This window comes from Pseudomonas sp. FA117 (assembly GCF_057370475.1).
Genome location: NZ_CM170675.1, coordinates 4,974,186 through 4,994,170, shown reverse-complemented (window position 1 = coordinate 4,994,170; position 19,985 = coordinate 4,974,186). Strand labels below are relative to the sequence as shown.

18 protein-coding genes are annotated in these 19,985 nt (G+C 64.0%); 2 read left to right on the top strand and 16 right to left on the bottom strand.

Translation table 11 applies throughout. The features are described 5' to 3' along the window. Positions 1–70 precede the first annotated feature (70 nt). The 15 genes from AC1TXO_RS23020 to dksA all read right to left on the bottom strand — a co-directional run bounded on the left by AC1TXO_RS23020 (position 71) and on the right by dksA (position 17,531). Entirely contained in the window at positions 71–940 is an 870-nt protein-coding gene (locus tag AC1TXO_RS23020) for an oxygenase MpaB family protein (protein WP_486403864.1), read from the bottom strand. A 30-nt stretch (positions 941–970) separates the two neighbouring features. Continuing rightward, complete coding sequence (locus AC1TXO_RS23015) at positions 971–1,342, bottom strand: antibiotic biosynthesis monooxygenase family protein (RefSeq protein ID WP_486403863.1); 372 nt, start codon at positions 1,340–1,342, stop codon at positions 971–973. 33 nt (positions 1,343–1,375) lie between these two features. After that, on the bottom strand, positions 1,376–2,359 hold the full coding sequence (locus AC1TXO_RS23010; protein WP_486403862.1) for a zinc-dependent alcohol dehydrogenase family protein: 984 nt from the start codon (positions 2,357–2,359) through the stop codon (positions 1,376–1,378). Between the two features lie 164 nt (positions 2,360–2,523). Further along, complete coding sequence (locus AC1TXO_RS23005) at positions 2,524–2,826, bottom strand: ArsR/SmtB family transcription factor (protein WP_486403861.1); 303 nt, start codon at positions 2,824–2,826, stop codon at positions 2,524–2,526. A 96-nt stretch (positions 2,827–2,922) separates the two neighbouring features. Next, positions 2,923–4,857, bottom strand: coding sequence for an acetate--CoA ligase (gene acs, locus AC1TXO_RS23000; protein ID WP_486403860.1), 1,935 nt, complete (start codon positions 4,855–4,857; stop codon positions 2,923–2,925). A gap of 130 nt (positions 4,858–4,987) precedes the next feature. Then, positions 4,988–6,652 (bottom strand): glucose-6-phosphate isomerase, encoded by a 1,665-nt coding sequence (gene pgi / locus AC1TXO_RS22995; RefSeq protein WP_486403859.1) that lies wholly within the window; start codon positions 6,650–6,652, stop codon positions 4,988–4,990. Between the two features lie 237 nt (positions 6,653–6,889). Then, entirely contained in the window at positions 6,890–7,753 is an 864-nt protein-coding gene (gene panC / locus AC1TXO_RS22990; protein ID WP_486403858.1) for a pantoate--beta-alanine ligase, read from the bottom strand. After that, positions 7,750–8,550: a 3-methyl-2-oxobutanoate hydroxymethyltransferase gene (gene panB / locus AC1TXO_RS22985; RefSeq protein ID WP_486403857.1), complete on the bottom strand. Its 801-nt coding sequence runs from the start codon at positions 8,548–8,550 to the stop codon at positions 7,750–7,752. Before panB ends, panC begins: the two co-directional genes overlap by 4 nt. A 251-nt stretch (positions 8,551–8,801) precedes the next feature. After that, positions 8,802–9,278 carry a 2-amino-4-hydroxy-6-hydroxymethyldihydropteridine diphosphokinase gene (gene folK, locus AC1TXO_RS22980; RefSeq protein ID WP_486403856.1) on the bottom strand — a complete coding sequence of 159 codons (477 nt, stop codon included), beginning with the start codon at positions 9,276–9,278 and terminating at the stop codon, positions 8,802–8,804. 2 nt (positions 9,279–9,280) lie between these two features. Further along, positions 9,281–10,669: a polynucleotide adenylyltransferase PcnB gene (locus tag AC1TXO_RS22975; RefSeq protein ID WP_486403855.1), complete on the bottom strand. Its 1,389-nt coding sequence runs from the start codon at positions 10,667–10,669 to the stop codon at positions 9,281–9,283. A gap of 733 nt (positions 10,670–11,402) precedes the next feature. Then, positions 11,403–12,851, bottom strand: coding sequence for a sigma-54-dependent transcriptional regulator (locus AC1TXO_RS22970; RefSeq protein WP_486403854.1), 1,449 nt, complete (start codon positions 12,849–12,851; stop codon positions 11,403–11,405). Positions 12,852–12,855: 4 nt separating this feature from the next. After that, positions 12,856–15,831 (bottom strand): sensor histidine kinase, encoded by a 2,976-nt coding sequence (locus tag AC1TXO_RS22965; RefSeq protein ID WP_486403853.1) that lies wholly within the window; start codon positions 15,829–15,831, stop codon positions 12,856–12,858. Beyond that, positions 15,815–15,991, bottom strand: coding sequence for a hypothetical protein (locus AC1TXO_RS22960; RefSeq protein WP_003250005.1), 177 nt, complete (start codon positions 15,989–15,991; stop codon positions 15,815–15,817). The genes AC1TXO_RS22965 and AC1TXO_RS22960 overlap by 17 nt, the downstream gene beginning before the upstream one ends. Before the next feature lie 142 nt (positions 15,992–16,133). Next, positions 16,134–17,021: a tRNA glutamyl-Q(34) synthetase GluQRS gene (gene gluQRS / locus AC1TXO_RS22955; protein WP_486403852.1), complete on the bottom strand. Its 888-nt coding sequence runs from the start codon at positions 17,019–17,021 to the stop codon at positions 16,134–16,136. Between the two features lie 63 nt (positions 17,022–17,084). Continuing rightward, positions 17,085–17,531, bottom strand: coding sequence for an RNA polymerase-binding protein DksA (gene dksA / locus AC1TXO_RS22950; RefSeq protein ID WP_486403851.1), 447 nt, complete (start codon positions 17,529–17,531; stop codon positions 17,085–17,087). Between the two features lie 210 nt (positions 17,532–17,741). Between dksA and AC1TXO_RS22945 the strand changes: the two genes are divergently transcribed. After that, positions 17,742–18,914: a pyridoxal phosphate-dependent aminotransferase gene (locus AC1TXO_RS22945; protein ID WP_486403850.1), complete on the top strand. Its 1,173-nt coding sequence runs from the start codon at positions 17,742–17,744 to the stop codon at positions 18,912–18,914. Further along, positions 18,914–19,627, top strand: coding sequence for a DNA/RNA nuclease SfsA (sfsA, locus tag AC1TXO_RS22940; protein WP_486403849.1), 714 nt, complete (start codon positions 18,914–18,916; stop codon positions 19,625–19,627). Before AC1TXO_RS22945 ends, sfsA begins: the two co-directional genes overlap by 1 nt. On the opposite strand, the gene AC1TXO_RS22935 is transcribed toward sfsA, so the two are convergent. Continuing rightward, positions 19,617–19,934, bottom strand: coding sequence for a Rieske (2Fe-2S) protein (locus tag AC1TXO_RS22935; RefSeq protein WP_486403848.1), 318 nt, complete (start codon positions 19,932–19,934; stop codon positions 19,617–19,619). The genes sfsA and AC1TXO_RS22935 overlap by 11 nt on opposite strands. Positions 19,935–19,985: the final 51 nt, after the last annotated feature.

The window sequence follows — 19,985 nt, the reverse complement described above, 5'->3', positions numbered from 1 at the left end:
GTCGTCTGTCTCGAGCGGAGGTGCTTGGAGTATGGCACGTTAAATCGGTTCCGATATGACGAGCAAAATCCTATTCCAGGCCCATCCGCCGCCGTGCCCGGTGCGACGAACCATCGCGCATGGCCCAGCGCAGTATCGGTGCGGTCCGTTCCACACCCAGGCGCACCATGCGTCGCTGCAGCGCCCCTTGATGCAGGCCGAGCTGGTCGCTGGCCCAGTCGGGCAGCAAGTCTACGCCGGCCTGCAGCATCAGTTTGCCCACCGGCTCCGCCAGGCGGCTGGGGGCGGGGGCGTCGAGCAGGATGCCGACCACTTCCCGGCTGCGCGCGTCGCAGCGCAGTTGTGCCCGCATGCGTTGCAGGTAGTCCTGCACCTGACGGCACGAGCGCGGTACCTCGCGTGCACCGAGACGTTCGGCGATCAGCGCGATCTCGTCGTAGTAGGCGTCCTGGTCGGCGCGGGACAGGTGCGGGTTGCGGTAGCGCAGGTGGGCCGCGAGGAAACTGCTGACCTCCGCCACGTGCACCCAGGTCAGCAGGTCCGGGTCGCTGGCTGCATAGCTGCGTCCGTCCGGCGCGGTGCCGACTACCTTGAGGTGGATGGTGCGCACTTTGTCGATCAGCCATTCGGCATCACGGGTCGAGCCGAAGGTGGTGCCAGAGATGAACTGGCTGGTGCGGCGCAGGCGTCCGAGCAAGTCCTGGCGAAAGTTCGAGTGGTCCCACACGCCGGCCAGTGCCAATGGATGCAACAGTTGCAGCATCAGGGCACTGATTCCGCCGACCAGCATGCTGGGGAAGTCGCCATGTACTTGCCAGCTCACGCTTTGCGGACCGAACAGGCCTGGATCGCCCTTGGGGGACTCCAGGTCGAGCTGGCCGAGGGCCAGCCCTGTAAGGCTAAAGACCTGGGTTTCGATGCGGCGGCGTAAAGCTTCCATGGCGACCTGTACTGGCCGCAGGGCGACCGTCTATTGACTGGATGGAGTGCGCGTCAACCCGGGCCTTTCAGCGGCCAGGAGACTGTGCGCAGCAGCGGGAGCGTTCGCAGCGAATGTGCTCCCTTCGACATGATAAACCCTTGGCTCTGCCGAGAAGTATGGCTCCAGGCGACTCATGAACAGTTGGTGGTCATCGCTTGCCTCGAAATCGGGCGTGTGGGCGCTGAGCGACTGCCAGTGCACGATGAGGTTGAACTCGTGAGGGCTTTCGACGCCTTGTGCAAGCACATGGGCGATATGGCCACGCGCCCTGGCAAGCAAGGGGGCGACATCGGCGAAGGCCTGCCTGAATGCGTCGATCTGTGCTGGATGGATGGGAAGTACGGCGATTTCATAGATCATGGCGTTGGTCTCGCGATCGGGTTCAAGGGCAGTTCAGGCTTGGCCGGCAATGGAGTCCGCTACGACCGCGATGGCGATCTTTCCCTGCAGGCCATTGTTCGGGCTTTCCAGGCGGGCGTGGGCGAGGGGGATCTCTGCAAGCGAGTACACGGCGCCGACATGCGGTTTCAACTGCCCACGCTCGATCAGTGCGGTCAGCTCATCGAGCTTGCCGCGATTCTGTCGGGTGAAGACGAAGTGGTAGCTGGCGTTCTTGCCCCAGGCCTGGACCAGGTTCTGCGGCCGCGAGATATCCACGATGGACACGACACGGCCCAATTGCGCGAGCACCTCGGGGCTGCGTGTCAGCGTGTCGCCGCCGATGGTGTCGAACACCACGTCCACGCCCCGGCCCTGTGTTTCGCGCTGGATCACCTCGGCATAGTCGTGCTGTTCGTAATCGATGACCACATCGGCGCCCATGGCCCGTACGAAGTCGGTGTGCGCCGCACGCGCGGTGGTGAACACCCGGGCGCCCATGGCCTTGGCCATCTGGATCGCGACATGACCGACACCGCCCGCACCACCATGCACCAGGATGCTCTCGCCGGCCTGCAGCGATACCCGCACTGCCAGCGCTTCCCAGGCTGTGCCACCGACCAGGCTCAGGCTTGCAGCCTCGAGGTGGCTAAGGGAAGGAGGTTTCCTGGCAACGATGCTTTCGGCGGCAACATGGTACTCGGCATAGCTGCCGGGGCCGTCGAAGATCTGCGGGGTGTACCAGACCTCATCGCCAGGGGCGAAGGCTGTCACGCCTGGCCCGACCGCTTCGACGACACCGGAGACGTCATGACCGGTGATGGCCGGCAGTGGAACCAGGTCGGCGTAGTCACCGCGCCGCACCTGGTAATCCAATGGGTTGATGGACGTCGCATGCACGCGGACCAGCACCTGGCCTGCCTGGGGAGTCGGTGTGGCCACGTCGCGATAGACGAAGGCCGACGGATCGCCGAATGAGTCGAGAATCAGTGCTTTCATGGTGAAACCTCGTTTCGTTAAAAAGGGATATCGGGAATTGTCGATGTATTAGGGTGGAGCGAATGGCGGTTTGTCTCTCCTGGGTGGCGGCTGACTCAGGCACCTCTCTTTGTTTCGTTTAATAGGGATATCGGGAAATATCGATATGAAGGCTGCAAAAAAAACTACAGCTCCTCTCCGATCAGCTTGGCCAGCGCGCTGATCGCTGCTTCGTTGCGCTTGTAGTAGGTCCACTGGCCAATACGCCGCACTTCGACCAGACCCGCGCGTTGCAGCGTTGCCAGGTAATCGGAGACCGTCGACTGCGACAGCCCGACGCCTTCCTGGATGCTGCTGACACAGACGCCCACGGTGTTGACGTCACCTTCGTCCTGGGGAGGAAAGTGTTTTGTGGGGTCTTTCAGGCCTTTGAGAATCTCGAGACGGGTACGGTTCGAAAGGGCCTTGAATACGTCGAGCAGTTCCATGACGCGATAATATCGGGATTTACCGATATGTCAATGCATGCTCCACAACGTCACGACGCACGGGTTGGCGGCCGTAGCGGCCGCCAACCCGACAGGCTATTGGTTGAGGCGGGTATCGATCAGCCCCTGCACCACTCCAGGGTCGGCGAGGGTGGAGGTGTCACCGAGGTTGTCCAGCTCGTTGCAGGCGATCTTGCGCAAGATGCGCCGCATGATCTTGCCCGAGCGTGTTTTCGGTAGCGCCGGCGCCCATTGGATCAGTTCCGGTTTGGCGAAGCTGCCGATCTCCTTGCTCACCAGCGCCAGCAGTTCGGCCTTCAGCGCATCGTCCGCGGTGATGCCGTTCATCGTGGTGACGAAGGCATACACCCCCTGGCCCTTGAGATCGTGGGGGTAGCCGACCACCGCGGCCTCGGCCACGCTGTCATGCAGCACCAGCGCGCTCTCCACCTCGGCGGTGCCGATGCGGTGACCGGAAACGTTGATCACATCGTCGATGCGCCCGGTGATCCAGTAGTCGCCATCGGCATCGCGGCGCGCGCCGTCACCGGTGAAGTAGTAGCCGGGCATGGGCTTGAAGTAGGTGTCGACCATGCGCTGGTGGTCACCGTAGACGCTGCGGATCTGCCCCGGCCAGCTGGCCTTGATGGCCAGCAGTCCGGCGCCTGCACCCTCGATCAGCTTGCCCTTTTCGTCCAGCAGCACCGGTTGCACGCCGAACATCGGCTGGGTGGCACAACCGGGCTTCAGCCGGCGGGTGCCGGGCAGGGGGGTGAGCATGATGCCGCCGGTTTCGGTCTGCCACCAGGTGTCGACGATGGGGCAGCGTTTTTGCCCGACTTCCTCGAAATACCATTCCCAGGCTTCCGGGTTGATCGGCTCGCCGACGCTGCCCAGCAGCCGCAGGCTCTGGCGCGAAGTGTTCTGCAGAGGCGTGGTGCCTTCGCGCATCAGCGCACGCAGGGCGGTGGGCGCGGTGTAGAAGATGTTGACCTGGTGCTTGTCGACCACCTGCCAGAAGCGTGAGCTGTCCGGGTAGTTGGGCACCCCTTCGAACATCAGCGAGATCGCGCCATTGGCCAGCGGTCCGTAGACGATGTAGCTGTGGCCGGTTACCCAGCCGACATCGGCGGTGCACCAGAACACCTCGCCCTCGCGATAGTCGAACACCACCTTGAACGTCATCGTCGCCTGCAGCAGGTAACCGGCCGTGGTGTGCAGCACGCCTTTGGGCTTGCCGGTGCTGCCGGAGGTATAGAGGATGAACAGCGGGTCCTCGGCAGCCATGGGCTCTGGCGGGCAGTCGTCGCCGGCCTTGTCGGTCGCTTCGTGGTACCAGAGGTCGCGCCCAGCGTTCCAGGCCACATCGCCGCCGGTGCGCTTGACCACCAGCACGCTGCTGACGTTCGGGCAACTGGCCAGGGCCTTGTCGACGTTGTGCTTCAGCGCAATGCGCTTGCCACCGCGCACGCCTTCGTCGGCGGTGATCACCGTGCGGCAGTCGGCGTCGAGGATGCGGTCGCGCAGGGCATCCGGGGAGAAACCGCCGAACACCACCGAGTGAATGGCGCCGATGCGCGTGCAGGCGAGCATGGCGTAAGCGGCTTCGGGGATCATCGGCATGTAGATGCACACCCGGTCGCCTTTCTTCACTCCGCGTGCTTTCAGGGCGTTGGCCAGGCGGCAGACCTGCCGATGCAGCTCGCGGTAGGTGATCGGTTTGGCGTCTTTCGGGTCGTCGCCTTCCCAGAGCAGGGCGGTCTGCTCGCCACGCTTGTCCAGATGACGGTCGATACAGTTGTAACTGACGTTGAGCTGGGCGCCATCGAACCAGCGTGCTGTGCCGGTCCTGAGGTCGCACTGTTGCACGCTCGACCAGGGTTTGATCCAGTCCAGGCGTCTGGCCTGCTCGGCCCAGAAGGTATCGGGGTCGTCCACCGACTGGCGGTAGAGGCGGCGGTAATCTGCGTCGGAGAGTTCGGCGGCCTGGCTGACGGCCAGGGCCTGGGGGTAGTTGCGGATATCGAACATGGCGGGTGGTCCTGCTCTTGTCGGAGGGACTTCAACGGCTATTCGATGGACAGTGTAGCTGGAGCTGTTGTTCAACCCTTGCCGGTCTCTTGGCGGGCAAGCCCGCCAAGGAACCAGCGCAGTGTTCAGGTCAACCGCGATGACGCCCGCGGAAGTAGTTGATCAGCCCTTGGGTCGAGCCGTCTTCGGCGCTGTCTTCCAGGCTGCCGACCAGGCGCTGGTAGACACCCTTGCCCAGTTCCTTGCCCAGCTCGACGCCCCACTGGTCGAAGGCATTGATGCCCCAGACCACGCTCTGCACGAAGACCTTGTGTTCGTACATCGCCACCAGCGCACCGAGGCGACGCGGGCTGATGCGTTCGACCACCAGGGTGTTGCTCGGGCGATTGCCCGGGATCACCTTGTGTGGCGCCAGCTTCTCGATGTCCGCCTCGTTCAGGCCTTTGGCGCGCAGCTCGGTCTCGGCTTCCTCGCGGGTCTTGCCGAGCATCAGGGCCTGGCTCTGCGACAGGCAGTTGGCGTACAGCCACTGGTGGTGGTCGGCCACCGGGTTGAAGCTGACCACCGGCACGATGAAATCGGCCGGAATCATCTGCGTGCCCTGGTGCAGCAACTGGTGGTAGGCGTGCTGGCCGTTGCACCCTACGCCGCCCCAGATCACCGGGCCGGTCTCGGTCTTCACCGGCGAGCCGTCGGTCAGCACGCTCTTGCCGTTGGACTCCATGTCCAGCTGCTGCAGGTGCTTGGTGATGTTGCGCAGGTAATGGTCGTACGGCAGGATCGCATGGCTGCTGGCGTTCCAGAAATTACCGTACCAGACGCCGAGCAGGGCCAGCAGCACCGGCATGTTCTTCTCGAACGGCGCGGTCTGGAAATGCTGGTCCATGGTGTAGGCACCGGACAGCAATTCCTTGAAGTTGGCAGTACCGATGGCCAGGGCGATCGGCAGGCCGATGGCCGACCACAGCGAATAGCGCCCGCCCACCCAATCCCACATCGGGAAGATGTTCTCTTCACGGATACCGAAGGCCACGGCGGCGGCCTTGTTGCTCGACACCGCGATGAAGTGGCGATACAGCTCGGCCTCGGAGCCGCCCTGGGCCAGGTACCAGGTGCGCGCCGCCATGGCGTTCTTCAAGGTCTCGAGGGTGTTGAACGACTTCGACGACACGATGAACAGCGTGGTTTCGGCGCGCAGGTTGGCCGACAATTCGTGGAACTCGCTGCCGTCGATGTTAGCCAGGTAGTGGCAGCGCACACCGCGCTGGGCGTAGGGCAGCAGGGCTTCGGAGACCAGTTCGGGGCCGAGGAAGGAGCCGCCGATGCCGATGTTGACCACGTCGGTGATCGGCTTTTCGCTGTAGCCGCGCCATAGTCCGTCATGGATGCGCCCGACCAGTTCGGTGATCTGGTTGAGGACCTTGTGCACTTCGGGCATCACATTGACGCCGCTCACGCTGAGCTTGTCGCCAACAGGGCGGCGCAGGGCGGTGTGCAACACCGGACGACCTTCGGAGCCGTTGATGATCTCGCCGCTGAACATCGCCTTGATCGCATCGTCCAGGCCGACTTCCCGGGCCAGGTCGACCAGCAGTTCACGGGTATCTTCGTTGATCAGGTTCTTCGAGTAGTCGAGGAACAGGCCGCAGCTGCTGAGCGAGAATTGCTCGAAGCGCTTGGGGTCGGCGGCGAAGGCGTCGCGCATGCTGAATCCCTGCATGGCATCGCGGTGCTGCTGGAGCGCCTGCCAGGCGGGCAGGGCCGTCACATCGTGGGGAGTGCGGTAATACGCCATTGCGGATGGTTTCCTTCGGGCATGGTCAGGCTTTGACACTGGCAGTCTTTGCCAGTTGCAGGAGAGGCCCATTATAGGCATTGGCGGGTCGGCGGGAATGGGGGGCGGCTGGCGGGGGCGTGAAATATTTGGGGGTGGGTGTCAATGCTGGCCTCATTGCGGGACGCGCCCGCCCCCACGAGTGCAGCACCGTTTTCAGTGGCGGCGCTGTGCTTGTGGGGGCGGGTAGCGTTGCGATCAGGCGGTCTTTTCGTCCAGGTGCAGGTAGAGGTTGTCGATCAACCGTGTGCTGCCCTGGTACGCCGCGCCCAGGATCACCAGGTCGCGGTCGTCCAGTTGCGCGGGCCTGAGGGTCAGTGCGTGGCGCACCTCCAGGTAGTCCGCACGGAACCCTGCGGCCACCAGCTGAGCCTGGCCTTCGTCGAGCAATGTCGCGTAGTCCCGACGCCCGCGACGAATGCCTTCGGCCAGTTGGGTCAGTGTACGGTACAGCGCCGGTGCTGCAGCGCGCTGCTGCGGGCTCAGGTAACCGTTGCGCGACGACAGCGCCAATCCGTCCTCAGCGCGCACGGTCGGCTCGCCGATAATCTGGATCGGCATGTTCAGGTCGCGCACCATGGCGCGGATAACCGCCAGTTGCTGGTAGTCCTTTTCGCCAAATACGGCCAGATCCGGCTGGACCATGTTGAACAGCTTGCTGACCACCGTCGCCACGCCCTCGAAGTGCCCAGGGCGACTGGCGCCGCACAGGCCTTCGGACAACTGCGGCACGCTCACCCGGGTCTGGACGGTCATGCCGTCGGGGTACATTTCTTCGACCGTGGGCGCGAACAGCAAGTGGCAGCCGGCCTGCAGCAGGGTTTGCTGGTCGGCGGCAAGAGTGCGGGGATACTTGTCGAGGTCTTCGCCCGCGCCGAACTGCAGCGGGTTGACGAAAATGCTGGCGACCACGAAGTCGGCGCGCTGGGCCGCCTTGGTCACCAGGGCCGCGTGGCCGCTGTGCAGGTTGCCCATGGTCGGCACGAAAGCGATACGCTTGCCCTCACCCCGGGCACGCGCGACGGCCGCGCGCAATTCGCGAACGGTCTTGACGGTATTCATGCGCTGAACCCATGTTCGGCGCCAGGGAAGGTCACGTCCTTGACCTCCTTGACGTAGGCGGCCAGGGCGCTCTGGATGTCAGGTTGGCCGGCCATGAAGTTCTTCACAAACTTCGGCACTCGGCCGCTCAGCGACAGGCCCAGCATGTCGTGCAGCACCAGCACCTGGCCGTCGGTGCCACTGCCGGCACCGATACCGATGACCGGGATGTTCACCGAACGGGAAATTTCCGTGGCCAGTTCGCTGGGGACGCATTCGAGCAACAGCATCGCGGCGCCGGCCTGCTCCAGGGCGATGGCATCGGCACGCATCTGCTGCGCCTGGGCTTCCTGGCGCCCCTGCACCTTGTAGCCGCCCAGCACGTTGACCGTCTGTGGGGTCAGGCCCATGTGCGCGCACACCGGCACGCCACGATCGCTCAGCAGGCGGATGGTCTCGGCCAGCCAGGCAGCGCCTTCGACCTTGATCATGTGGGCGCCTGCACGCATCAGCAGGGCGCTGTTGGCGAACGACTGTTCGAGCGTGGCATGGGCCATGAACGGCAGGTCGGCGAGGATCAGCGCGCCGTCGTTACCGCGTTTGACGCAGGCGGTGTGGTAGGCCATGTCGGTGATGGTCACCGGCAGGGTGCTGTCATGGCCCTGCAGGACCATGCCGAGCGAGTCGCCGATCAGCAGCACCTCGACACCGGCCTGGCTTGCGGCCTTGGCGAAGGTGGCGTCGTAGCAGGTCAGCATGGTGATTTTCTCACCCTTGGCCTTCAGGCCATTGAGGGTGGTCAGGGTTACTTCAGGCATGTCGCGAAATCCTCGTTCAGGCGCTGTGAAAAACGACTGCGTACAACGCGTGTATTCATCTTCCGGAGCGGCACATCATCGTGCGTGATGTTCGGGTCGCAGGGCTGTCCGGGCCTAAATGGGTGTGGTGCGGCAGACAGGCGCCGCGGGACGCCTATAGTCGTGAGCGATGGGGGGGAAGTCAATGACCCTGTTACCGCATTGTTACGGTCGGAGTGTTACTGGCGTTACCCTTGGCTGGAGCGCCCGGATTACAGGCGTTCCAGGCCGACGAACGGGCAACCTTGAAGAAGCTCGGCCAGGGCGCGGCCATCGGCCAGGCGGAAATCGGCAGGCACCAGCTCGGCCAGCGGATAGAGCACGAAGGGGCGGGCGTGCATGTGGTAGTGCGGAACTCTCAGGCGCGGTACGTCGATGACCTGGTCGCCATACAGCAGCACGTCCAGGTCCAGTGTGCGTGGTCCCCAGCGTTCCTTGCGCACCCGGCCCTGGTCGTTCTCGATAGCCTGCAGGGCGTCGAGCAAATCCAGTGGCGCCAGTTCGGTGTCCAGTGCTGCCACGGCATTGGTGTAGCGTGGCTGGCCGGGCAGCAGGGAGTCGCTGGTATACAGCGCCGAGGCGTCGGCCAGATGCGTGCCATCGATCTGGCCGAGCGCCTGGAGGGCGCTGCGCAGTTGCTCGGCGGGCGCATCCAGGTTGCTGCCCAGGCCGATGTAGGCACGTACCATGTTCAGTCGAAGGCCTCTTCGCCGCCGCTCTTGCGCTTGCTGTTGCTGCGCTTGCGCTTGCGCGGGGCCGGTCCCGAACTGTCGTCACGGCTGCCCAGCTCGCGAATCATGTCGCGGCGTTCGCTGTCGTGGGCGTCCTGGTAGTCGGTCCACCATTGGCCGAGGTCATCGGTTTGCTCGCCGGCGCTTTCACGCAGCAGCAGGAAGTCGTAGCCGGCGCGGAAACGCGGGTTGTCCAGCAGCAGGTCGGCACGCTTGCCGCTGCGCCGTGGCAGGCGCTCCTGCATGTCCCAGATCTCGCGGATCGGCAGGGTGAAACGCTTGGGGATGGCGATGCGCTGGCACTGCTCGGCGATCAGGTCGTGGGCGGCTTCGTTCATCGCCGGGATCGGCGGCACGCCCTGGCTTTGCAGGTACAGCGCACGCGCCGGCAGGGCAGGCCAGAGCAGGGCGGCGAACAGGAAGGCCGGGGTCACCGGCTTGCCCTGCTTGACGCGCAGGTCGGTGTTGGCCAGTGCCTGGCTGATCAGGGTGTGGGTGTAGGTCGGGCGCTCGTCCAGAGCGTGGGCACTGGCCGGGAACAACGGCTCGAACAACTCCAGGTCGACCAGCATCTCGAAGGCGATCGCGCCCTGGCCGGAAAGGAACAGCTTGAGCACTTCCTCGAACAGACGCGCTGGCGGAATCTCGCGCAGCAGCTTGGCCAGTTCGCGGATCGGTTGCACCGTGTGCTTCTCGATGCCAAAGTCGAGCTTGGCGGCGAAACGCACCGCACGCAGCATGCGCACCGGGTCTTCCTGGTAGCGATGGGTCGGATCGCCGATCAGGCGCAGCAGGCGGTTACGAATGTCGTGAACGCCATTGGCGTAGTCCAGGATGCGTTCGCTGACCGGATCGTAGTACAGCGCGTTGATGGTGAAGTCGCGACGCTGGGCATCGTCTTCGAGGGTGCCGTAGACGTTGTCGCGCAGGATTCGCCCGCTGGCGTTGTGCGACGAACGGTGGCTGTCACCCTGGTCATCCTCGCTGTGGTGGGCGCGGAAGGTGGCGACTTCGATGATTTCGCGACCGAAATGGATGTGGACCAGCTTGAAGCGCCGGCCAATGATCCTGGCATTGCGGAACTCCGCACGTACCTGTTCGGGCGTGGCGCTGGTGGCGACGTCGAAATCCTTGGGGCTGATGCCCAGCATGAGATCGCGCACGCAGCCGCCGACCAGGTAGGCCTGGTAGCCGGCGCCCTGCAGGCGCTCGACGATGCTCACGGCGTGGCGGCTGAACTGGCTGCGCTGCAGCGAGTGCTGGCTCTTGTTGATCACTTCAGGCGTGGTGCGCCTGTGGTGCTGGCCTCGGACGGGAGGACGGAACGACTGGAACAGCTTCTTCAGCATGGGATGCACTGTTTGAAGGAATGTTCGGCCAAGAATAGGAGAATGGCCGCATGATGGCGGGGGATTCTAGCATTTACTGTCGGAATGGTGTAGGCGCAGCGGCAAGGCGATTCAGGCGGGGAGAAACGACATGGGGAGCCTAGGCTCCCCATCAAGTCGTTGCGTGCTCTTATTGTTTTTTTGTCGGGCTTCTTGTTTTTGTTGAGTGCCCTGCCCACAAAGCCTGAAGCTCGTGGGCTACCCCGAAATCAGGGGTGAAGAGCAAACGGATTGCTTTGGTCGCTGATGCTATGCTGATCAATCGATCCAACCAGTTCAGGCGCTGCTTTAGTGCAGTTTTTGTTGTTCTCTGCCTGGTTGTGGGGCAAGCCCCAAACACAACTCCTCTCCAAAAGAATCAGTTAGCTGCGCCTCCGCCGTCTTGTTCTTGTTATGCGTGAGCCGTTTCGTCTTGTTCTTATTCTGAGTAGCAGTGCTTGTTATTGTTCTTGTACGAAAGATATAGCAGGTGCCGTGCCAACTTTTGCAAACTCAATGAAATCAGGGGTTTGGCGATTTTTGGCGCGCGCTGAAGGCGGGCAAATGTAGAAATTTCGTTACCGTATGCCTCGATTTGTTACGGCGCTGACAGGTGAGGTAACAGATTTTTCACAGCAACCGGGTGTTACCGAGTGGCCATGTGCCAGAAAGCAAAGCGCCGACCCAGGGTCGGCGCATCGGCATGAAGAGGTGCTCAGTTCTCGCTGGCGACGTTGCTCTTGCGCCGTGGAATACCCAGGCGCTGGCGACGTTCCCACAGGCACTTGCGGCTGACGCCCAGCTTGCGGGCCAGCTCGGTTTCGGTCATGTGGTCCTGGTGCTCGAGAACGAAGTGCTGGAAATAGTCTTCCAGTGACAGGTCTTCGGTGGGCTCGTGGCTGGCGTTGTTGCCGCTGACGCCGGCAACAACAGGCAGGCTGGCGAGCATGACGTCGTCTTCCAGGTCGCCCAGTTCGATGTCGATACCCAGCAAGTCGGCGGAAATTTCTGCGCTCTCACTGAGAATCACCGCGCGCTCGACGGCATTTTCCAGTTCGCGGACGTTACCCGGCCAGCTGTAGTGGCGGATCGCTTGCTCGGCATCGCTGGAAAAATGCAGGTCGTCGCGACCGATGCGGGCGCTCTGGCGTGCGAGGAAGGCGTTGGCGATTTCGTTGACGTCGCTGCCACGCTCGCGCAGCGCCGGCAGCTTCAGGGCGATGACGTGCAGGCGGTAATAGAGGTCTTCGCGGAACTGGCCGGACTTGGCCAGATTTTTCAGGTCGCGGTGGGTGGCGGCGATCAGGCGCACATCGACCTTTTGCGACTGCACCGAGCCGACCCGGCGGATCTCGCCTTCCTGCAGCACCCGCAGCAGGCGGGCCTGGGCTTCCAGCGGCAGCTCGCCGATCTCGTCGAGGAACAGGGTGCCGCCGTCCGCCGCCTCGACCAGGCCGGCACGACCGGCACTGGCGCCGGTAAACGCGCCCTTTTCGTGGCCGAACAGCTCGGACTCGATCAGGGTTTCGGGGATCGCGGCGCAGTTGACCGAGATCATCGGCGCCTTGGCCCGGCGCGACAAGTTGTGCAGGGCGCGGGCGACCAGTTCCTTGCCGGTCCCGGACTCACCCTGGATCAGCACGTTGGAGTCGGTCGGGGCGACCTTGCGGATCTTGCTGTACATGTCCTGCATCGGTGGGCAGGAGCCGATGATGCCGATTTCGCCATTGGCCGAGGCGGCGGGCTTATCGCCTGCCGGTGCCTTGCCGTTGCTGCGCGGGTCGGCCGCGGGTGCGGCGGCTGCCGGAGCGTTCTGCCGATCGCGCAGGATGCGGGCGACCGCCTGCAGCATTTCGTCGTGGTCGAAAGGCTTGGCGATGTAGTCCACCGCGCCCATCTTCATCGAGTCGACCGCCGAGCGCAGGCTGGCATAGCTGGTCATGATCAGTACGGGAGTGCCCTGGCCGAGCTTGATCAGCTCGGTGCCCGGAGCCCCGGGCAGGCGCAGGTCGCTGACGATCAGGTCGAAGGTGGCAATGCTGAAGCGTTCCTGGGCTTCCTGCACCGAGCCGGCTTCGCTGACCTGGTACTGATTGCGCTCGAGCAGGCGACGCAGGGCCGAACGGATGATGGTTTCGTCTTCGACGATCAGAATGTGCGGCATTGATTCAATTCTCTCGACGGTCTCGAATTTCAGGGGACGTCGCTACGACATGCCGGGGCAGGGTCACGCGGATCCGTGTGCCACGCTGCCGATCGGGATCGGCCGGGCTGTCGATGGTGATTTGCCCATAATGCTCTTCCACGATGGAATAGACCAGAGCAAGCCCCAGTCCGGTTCCCTCACCTGGGTCCTTGGTGGTGAAGAAGGGTTCGAACAGGCGGTCCATGATGTTCTTCGGGATGCCGCTGCCCTCGTCCTCGACGATCAGGTCGACGGTGTGTTCGCTCGCCTCGCTGCGTACCCGTACCGCGCTGCCCGGTGGCGAGGCGTCGCGGGCGTTGGACAGCAGGTTGATCAGCACCTGGGCCAGGCGTTGTGGGTCACCCTCGGCCCAGTGGTCCGGGTCACAGAGGTTGAAGAACTGTACTTCGAAATTGCGCCGGTTCAGGGCCAGCAGACCGATGGCATCCTGGGCCACCTCGGCCAGTGACACCGGTTCCTCGGTGTTCTGGTGGCTGCCGCCGGCATGGGCGAAGCTCATCAGCGACTGGACGATGCGCGACACGCGCTTGGTCTGCTCGAGGATCTGGCTCGACAGCTCGATGATCTCGCCATCACCTTCGCGCTCCTCGCGCAGGTTCTGCGCCAGGCAGGCAATGCCGGTGATCGGGTTGCCGATCTCGTGCGCCACGCCTGCCGCCAGGCGACCGATGCTGGCCAGGCGTTCGGAGTGCACCAGCTTTTCTTCCAGCGCCTGGTTCTCGGTGAGGTCCTCGACCAGCAGGACCAGGCCACTGTTGCCCGGCGCCAGAGGTTCGTCGATGGCCGCCTTGTGCAGGTTCAGCCAGCGCGGCTGGCCGTCGAGGGCCAGGCGTTGCTTGTGCAGGTGCTCGTCGGGAAGATCGATGAAGCCCTGCAGCAATCCGCGCCAAGGTTCGGCGATGGTCACCAGGCGCGAGCCAACCACGTGCTTGGCGGCGATGCCGGTCAGCTCTTCCATGGCCCGGTTCCACATCAGGATTTCCTGGTCCTTGGCCAGCGAGCAGACGCCCATGGGCAGTTCCTGCAGGGTCTGGCGGTGGTAGCGGCGCAGGGCGTCGAGCTCGGCGGCAAGGCCGGTGAGCCGCGAGTGGTAGTCCTCGAGGCGGCTTTCGATGAAGTGGATATCCTCGGTGACGTAGTTTTCGTTACCGGATTTGTACGGGAGGAAGGTCTCGACCATGTCCTGGGCTACGCTGGGGCCCATCAGCCCCGAAAGGTTGGCCTCGATGCGGTCGCGCAGGCGGCGCAGCGCGTAGGGACGGCGTTCGTCGAAGGGCAGGTAGAGATCACGCAGGGCTTGTTCGACCTCCTTCTGCGCGGCCTTGGCGCCCAGCGGCTTGGCCAGCTGCGTGGCGAATTCCTGCGGCGAGGCTGCGTGCAGTTCGCGGCGCTGCGGGCGACGGACGTTGTCGACCGCACAGGCCTCGGCGGCGCTGACTTCCTCGCTGCTGGCGTTGGTGAACAGCGAGATCAGGGTGAACAGCAGCACGTTGGCCGCCAGCGAGGCGATGGCCGCCATATGCCAGCTGGTGTCGTCCAGCACGTAGATCATGTTCAGCAGCGGGATGTAGAAACCCTGCACGTTGCCCAGCAGCGGCAGCAGCATGGTGACCATCCACACCAGCGTGCCGGCGAGCAGGCCGGCGATGAAGCCGCGCCGGTTGGCGGTCGGCCAGTACAGGACCGAAAGCACGCCGGGCAGGAACTGCAGCGTGGCGACGAAGGCGACGATACCGAGGTTGGCCAGGCTCTGGTGGGTGTTCTGGGTCAGGTAGAAGACGAAGCCTGCGGTGATGATCGCCACGATCAGCGCCCGGCGCGTCCACTTCAACCAACGGTAGATGTTGCCTTCGGCCGGTGGCTGGTACAGCGGCAGCACCAGGTGATTGAGCGCCATGCCCGACAGCGCCAGGGTGGTGACGATGATCAGGCCGCTGGCCGCCGAGAGGCCGCCGACATAAGCCAGCAGGGCGAGCGCTTCGTTGTTGGCGGCGATGCCCAGGCCCAGGGTGAAGTACTCGGGGTTGGTGCTCGCTCCCAGGCGCAGGCCGGCCCACAGTACCAACGGAACCGCCAGGCTCATCAGCAACAGGAACAGCGGCAGGCCCCAGCTGGCGCTGACCAGCGAGCGCGGGCTGAGGTTCTCGGTGAAGGCCATGTGGTACATGTGCGGCATGACGATTGCCGAGGCGAAGAACACCAGCAGCAAGGTGCGCCACGGGCCTTCCTGCAACGGCGTGTGCAGCGCGGCCAGCGCGGTCTGGTTCTGCAGCAGCCAGACTTCCAGTTCATGCGGGCCGCCGAACACGCCGTACAGCGCATACAGGCCGATGCCGCCCAGGGCCAGCAGCTTGATCACCGACTCGAAGGCAATGGCGAACACCAGCCCTTCGTGTTTCTCGCGGGTGGCGATGTGGCGCGAGCCGAAGAAGATGGTGAACAGGATGATCAGCACGCAGAAGGCGAAGGCCACCCGCGCCTTGACTGGCTCACCGGTAAGGATGCTGATCGAGTCGGCCACCGCCTGGATCTGCAGGGCCAGCAATGGCAGCACGCCGATCAGCATGATCACCGTGGTCAGGGCGCCGGCCCAGGTGCTGCGAAAACGGAATGCCAGCAGGTCGGCGAGCGAGGAAAGCTGGTAGGTACGGGTGATCTTGAGAATCGGGTAGAGCAGCACCGGCGCCAGCAGGAAGGCGCCTGACACCCCCAGGTAGCAGGCGAGGAAACCGTAGCCGTACTGGTAGGCCAGGCCCACCGAGCCATAGAACGCCCAGGCACTGGCATAGACGCCCAGCGACAGGGTGTAGGTCAGGGGGTGGCGGATGACCGAGCGCGGGATCAACCCGCGTTCGCTGATCCAGGCCACGCCGAACAGCACCAGCAGGTAGGCGGCGCTGATCAGGATCATCTGGGTCAGGCTAAAGCTCATCGGCATCTCGTTGGCTCTGCAGGATGAAGGTGACGACGATCAGGATCAGCCAGAGCAGATACGGGCGGTACCAGGCTCCGGTCGGTTCGATCCACCAGTCCATGATGGCCGGGGAGAACAGATAGATCCCCACGACCAGAAGCAGGACCAAGCGATAGATATACATGCGGGCCTCGATGACAGGGCGCTGCGGGTTTGGGCTTCTTATTATTGGCGCAAATGGCTGGGGCGATGCTAGCGGGAATCCAGCGGGTTAGCCAAGGATTTGAATTTACTGGGCTTTTGTTTTCTGCCTGGCTGGGGCTGTTTCAGCGCAAATCGGCCTCAGGCACTGTTGTGCGCTGTGCAATTCGTTCCGCGCGCCATTGTGTGCGCGCCACCGCCAGCACCTCGGCGGGGCTTGCCAGTTCCAGCGCTGAGTCGGTCTCCTGGCCCAGGGCACGCAAGGCGCGCAGCAGCAAGGGCGTGGCCTGCTCCGCCTGCAAGGGCGGCGAGCGGTAGGATTTGCCCAGCTTGTGCCCGTCGGGTTGCACGATCAGCGGAACATGCAGGTAGCGTGGCTGCGAAAAGCCCAGCAATTCCTGCAGGTACAGCTGACGTGGCGTGTTGTCGAGCAGGTCGGCGCCACGCACGATGTCGGTCACGCCCTGCCAGGCATCGTCCAGCACCACCGCCAACTGATAGGCGTACAGGCCGTCGCGGCGCTGGATGACGAAGTCGCCGACCTCACACCCCAGATGCTGCTGGAACTCGCCCTGCACCCGGTCGGTGAAGCGGTAGGTCAGTTCCGGCACGCGGATACGGATCGCGGCGTTCTCGCGGGAGTGACCGGCATTGCGGCACAAGCCGGGATAGATGCCGCCGTAGGCTTCCAGTTGTTTGCGCGAGCAGGTGCAGGCGTAGGCCAGGCCCATGCTGAACAGGCGATCGACCACCGCAGCATAGGCTTCATGCCGCTGGCTTTGGAACACCACCTCCCCGTCCCATTCCAGGCCGTAGCGTTCCAGGGTCTGCAGGATCGCGTCGCGGGCGCCGGGCATTTCCCGGGGCGGATCGGTGTCTTCCATGCGCAGCAGCCAGCGGCCATCGACCGCGCGGGCATCGAGCCAGGAGGCGAGGGCGGCGACCAGTGAACCGAAGTGCAGGAAGCCACTAGGGGTGGGGGCGAAGCGCCCGATGTAGCGGGAGTCGTTCATGGATGTGCTGGGCATATAAATGAAACGGGGCGCATGATGCGCCCCGTTCGGAGGTAGGAAGAATCAGCCTTTACCGACTGTCTTTTCCTTCTTCTCGGCGATTTCCTTGCAGTCGAAGCACAGGTCCGCAGTGGGGCGTGCCTCCAGGCGACGCAGGCCGATCTCGATACCGCAGGAGTCGCACCAGCCGTAGTCTTCGTCCTGGATCTTCTGCAGGGTCTTGTCGATCTTCTTGATCAGTTTGCGTTCACGGTCGCGGTTGCGCAGTTCGAGGGCGAACTCTTCTTCCTGGCTTGCGCGGTCCGCAGGATCGGGGAAGTTGGCTGCCTCGTCCTTCATATGGGTCACGGTCTGGTCGACACTGGTCATCAGCTCGAGCTTCCAGGCACCAAGCAGCTTGGTGAAGTGCTTGCGCATGGGCTCGCCCATGTACTCCTCACCCTTGGTTTCCTTATAGGGCTCGACACCGTACATGGTCTGACCGGTTTTTTGCTTTTCTACGGTGGACATGAATAGACCGCCTCTCACTCATCTGATCCAATGCGCAGGATGCTCCATCTCCGGCGACCGCCGGCCCTGCGACTGCGAGCCGCCGAACTTACCAGATAGATCGGGGGTGCGCTACCCCGCCCGATCCGAGGTATTGACAGCGGCCCGCGTTGCTCGTTCGGTGTTTCTCGACAGTAGAATCACCAGTTTAGACTCAATTGAGAGAAGGTCATGGATCAGTCCTACAGTGCGCGCAGCCGCGCCATCGAACCCTTTCATGTCATGGCGCTGCTGGCGCGGGCCAACGAGCTGCAGGCGGCCGGCCATGACGTGATCCACCTGGAGATCGGCGAGCCCGATTTCACCACGGCGGCACCGATCGTCGAAGCGGGCCAGGCCGCCCTGGCTGCCGGCCATACCCGCTATACCGCCGCCCGTGGCCTGCCGGCGCTGCGCGAGGCGATCGCTGGCTTCTACGGTCAGCGTTATGGCGTGGCGGTCGACCCCCAGCGCATCCTCGTCACCCCAGGCGGCTCCGGCGCACTGCTGTTGGCCAGCAGCCTGCTGGTGGATCCGGGCAAGCACTGGCTGCTGGCCGATCCGGGCTATCCGTGCAACCGCCACTTCCTGCGTCTGGTCGAAGGCGGCGCACAGTTGGTGCCGGTGGGGCCGCAGGACAACTACCAGCTCAACGCCGAGCTGGTCGACCGTCACTGGGACAACGACACCGTCGGTGCCCTGGTGGCCTCGCCGGCAAACCCGACCGGCACCGTGCTCGACCGCGACGCGCTGGCCAGCCTGTCTCGCGCCACGCGACAGCACCAGGGGCACCTGGTGGTGGACGAGATCTACCATGGCCTGACCTACGGCATGGATGCGCCCAGCGTGCTGGAAGTGGATGACGACGCCTTCGTCCTGAATAGTTTTTCCAAGTATTTCGGCATGACCGGGTGGCGCCTCGGCTGGCTGGTGGCGCCGCCTGCAGCGGTGGGCGACCTGGAAAAGCTGGCGCAGAATCTGTACATCAGTGCACCGAGCATGGCCCAGCATGCCGCGCTGGCCTGCTTCGAGCCCCGTACGCTGGCGATTTTCGAGGAGCGCCGCGCCGAGTTTGCCCGTCGTCGCGACTACCTGCTGCCCGCCCTGCGCGAGCTGGGCTTCGGCATTGCCGTGGAGCCGCAGGGCGCCTTCTATCTATATGCAGACATCAGTGCCTTCGGTGGCGACGCCTTCGCCTTCTGCCGGCACTTCCTGGAAACCGAGCACCTGGCATTCACCCCCGGGCTGGACTTCGGTCGTCACCAGGCCGGTCATCATGTGCGTTTTGCCTACACCCAGAGCCTGGCGCGCCTGGAAGAGGCGGTGCAGCGCATTGCCCGTGGCCTGCGGAGCTGGCAACCCTGATGCGTTTCCTTCCCGAACTCGAAGAGGCGCGCCTGCTGCGCCGCTACAAGCGCTTCCTGGCCGACATCGAACTGGCCAACGGCGAGCAAATGACCATCCACTGCCCGAACACCGGCTCCATGCTCAATTGCATGCGCGAAGGCGGGCGGGTCTGGTTCAGTCGTTCCAACGACCCCAAGCGCAAGCTGCCGGGTACCTGGGAGATCAGCGAAACGCCCCAAGGGCGCCTGGCCTGTGTGAACACCGGTCGGGCCAACGCGCTGGTCGAACAAGCCCTGCGCGCTGGCGTGATCACCGAGCTTGCCGGGTTCACTGCGCTCAAGCGCGAAGTGGCCTATGGCGAGGAGGGCAGCCGTGTGGATTTTCGCCTGGAGTTCGCTGATGGGCCGGCGTACGTCGAGGTCAAGAGCGTGACCCTGGGCTACCCGGATACCACAGTGGCCGCCTTTCCCGACGCGGTGACCCAACGCGGCGCCAAGCACCTGCGCGAACTGGCCGCCTTGGCGCGACAAGGGATTCGCGCGGTGCAGCTCTATTGCGTCAACCTGACCGGCATCGATGCGGTGCGCCCGGCCGAGGAGATCGACGCCGCCTATGCCCAGGCGCTGCGCGCCGCGGTGGCAGAGGGTGTCGAGGTGCTCGCCTATGCGGCGCGCCTGGACGCCGAACAGATCGTCATCGATCGTCGCCTGCCGGTGCTGCTCAACCCTTGAGCCAGATGCCCTGGCTGTCCTCGTGGCAGTCCAGGGCCTGCAGCGCCTCGCCTTCACAGGGGCCGGACACGCACTCACCGGATTCGATCAGGAACAATGCGCCGTGGTGGGCGCAATGGATCAGGCTGGCGCTGGCGTCGAGGAAGTCGTCCGCTGCCCAGTTCAGGGCGATGCCGCGATGCGGACAGCGATTGCGGTACAGGTACACCTGTCCCTGGCGGCGTACGCCGAACAGTGTTTCACCCGCTACGCTGAAGGCGCGGCTGGACCCTTCGGCGAGATGCTCGCCGGAGCAGAGAAAATGCATTGCAGGTAACACTCTTGAACCAATGGTGGCTTGACGCTTCAATGCGAATAA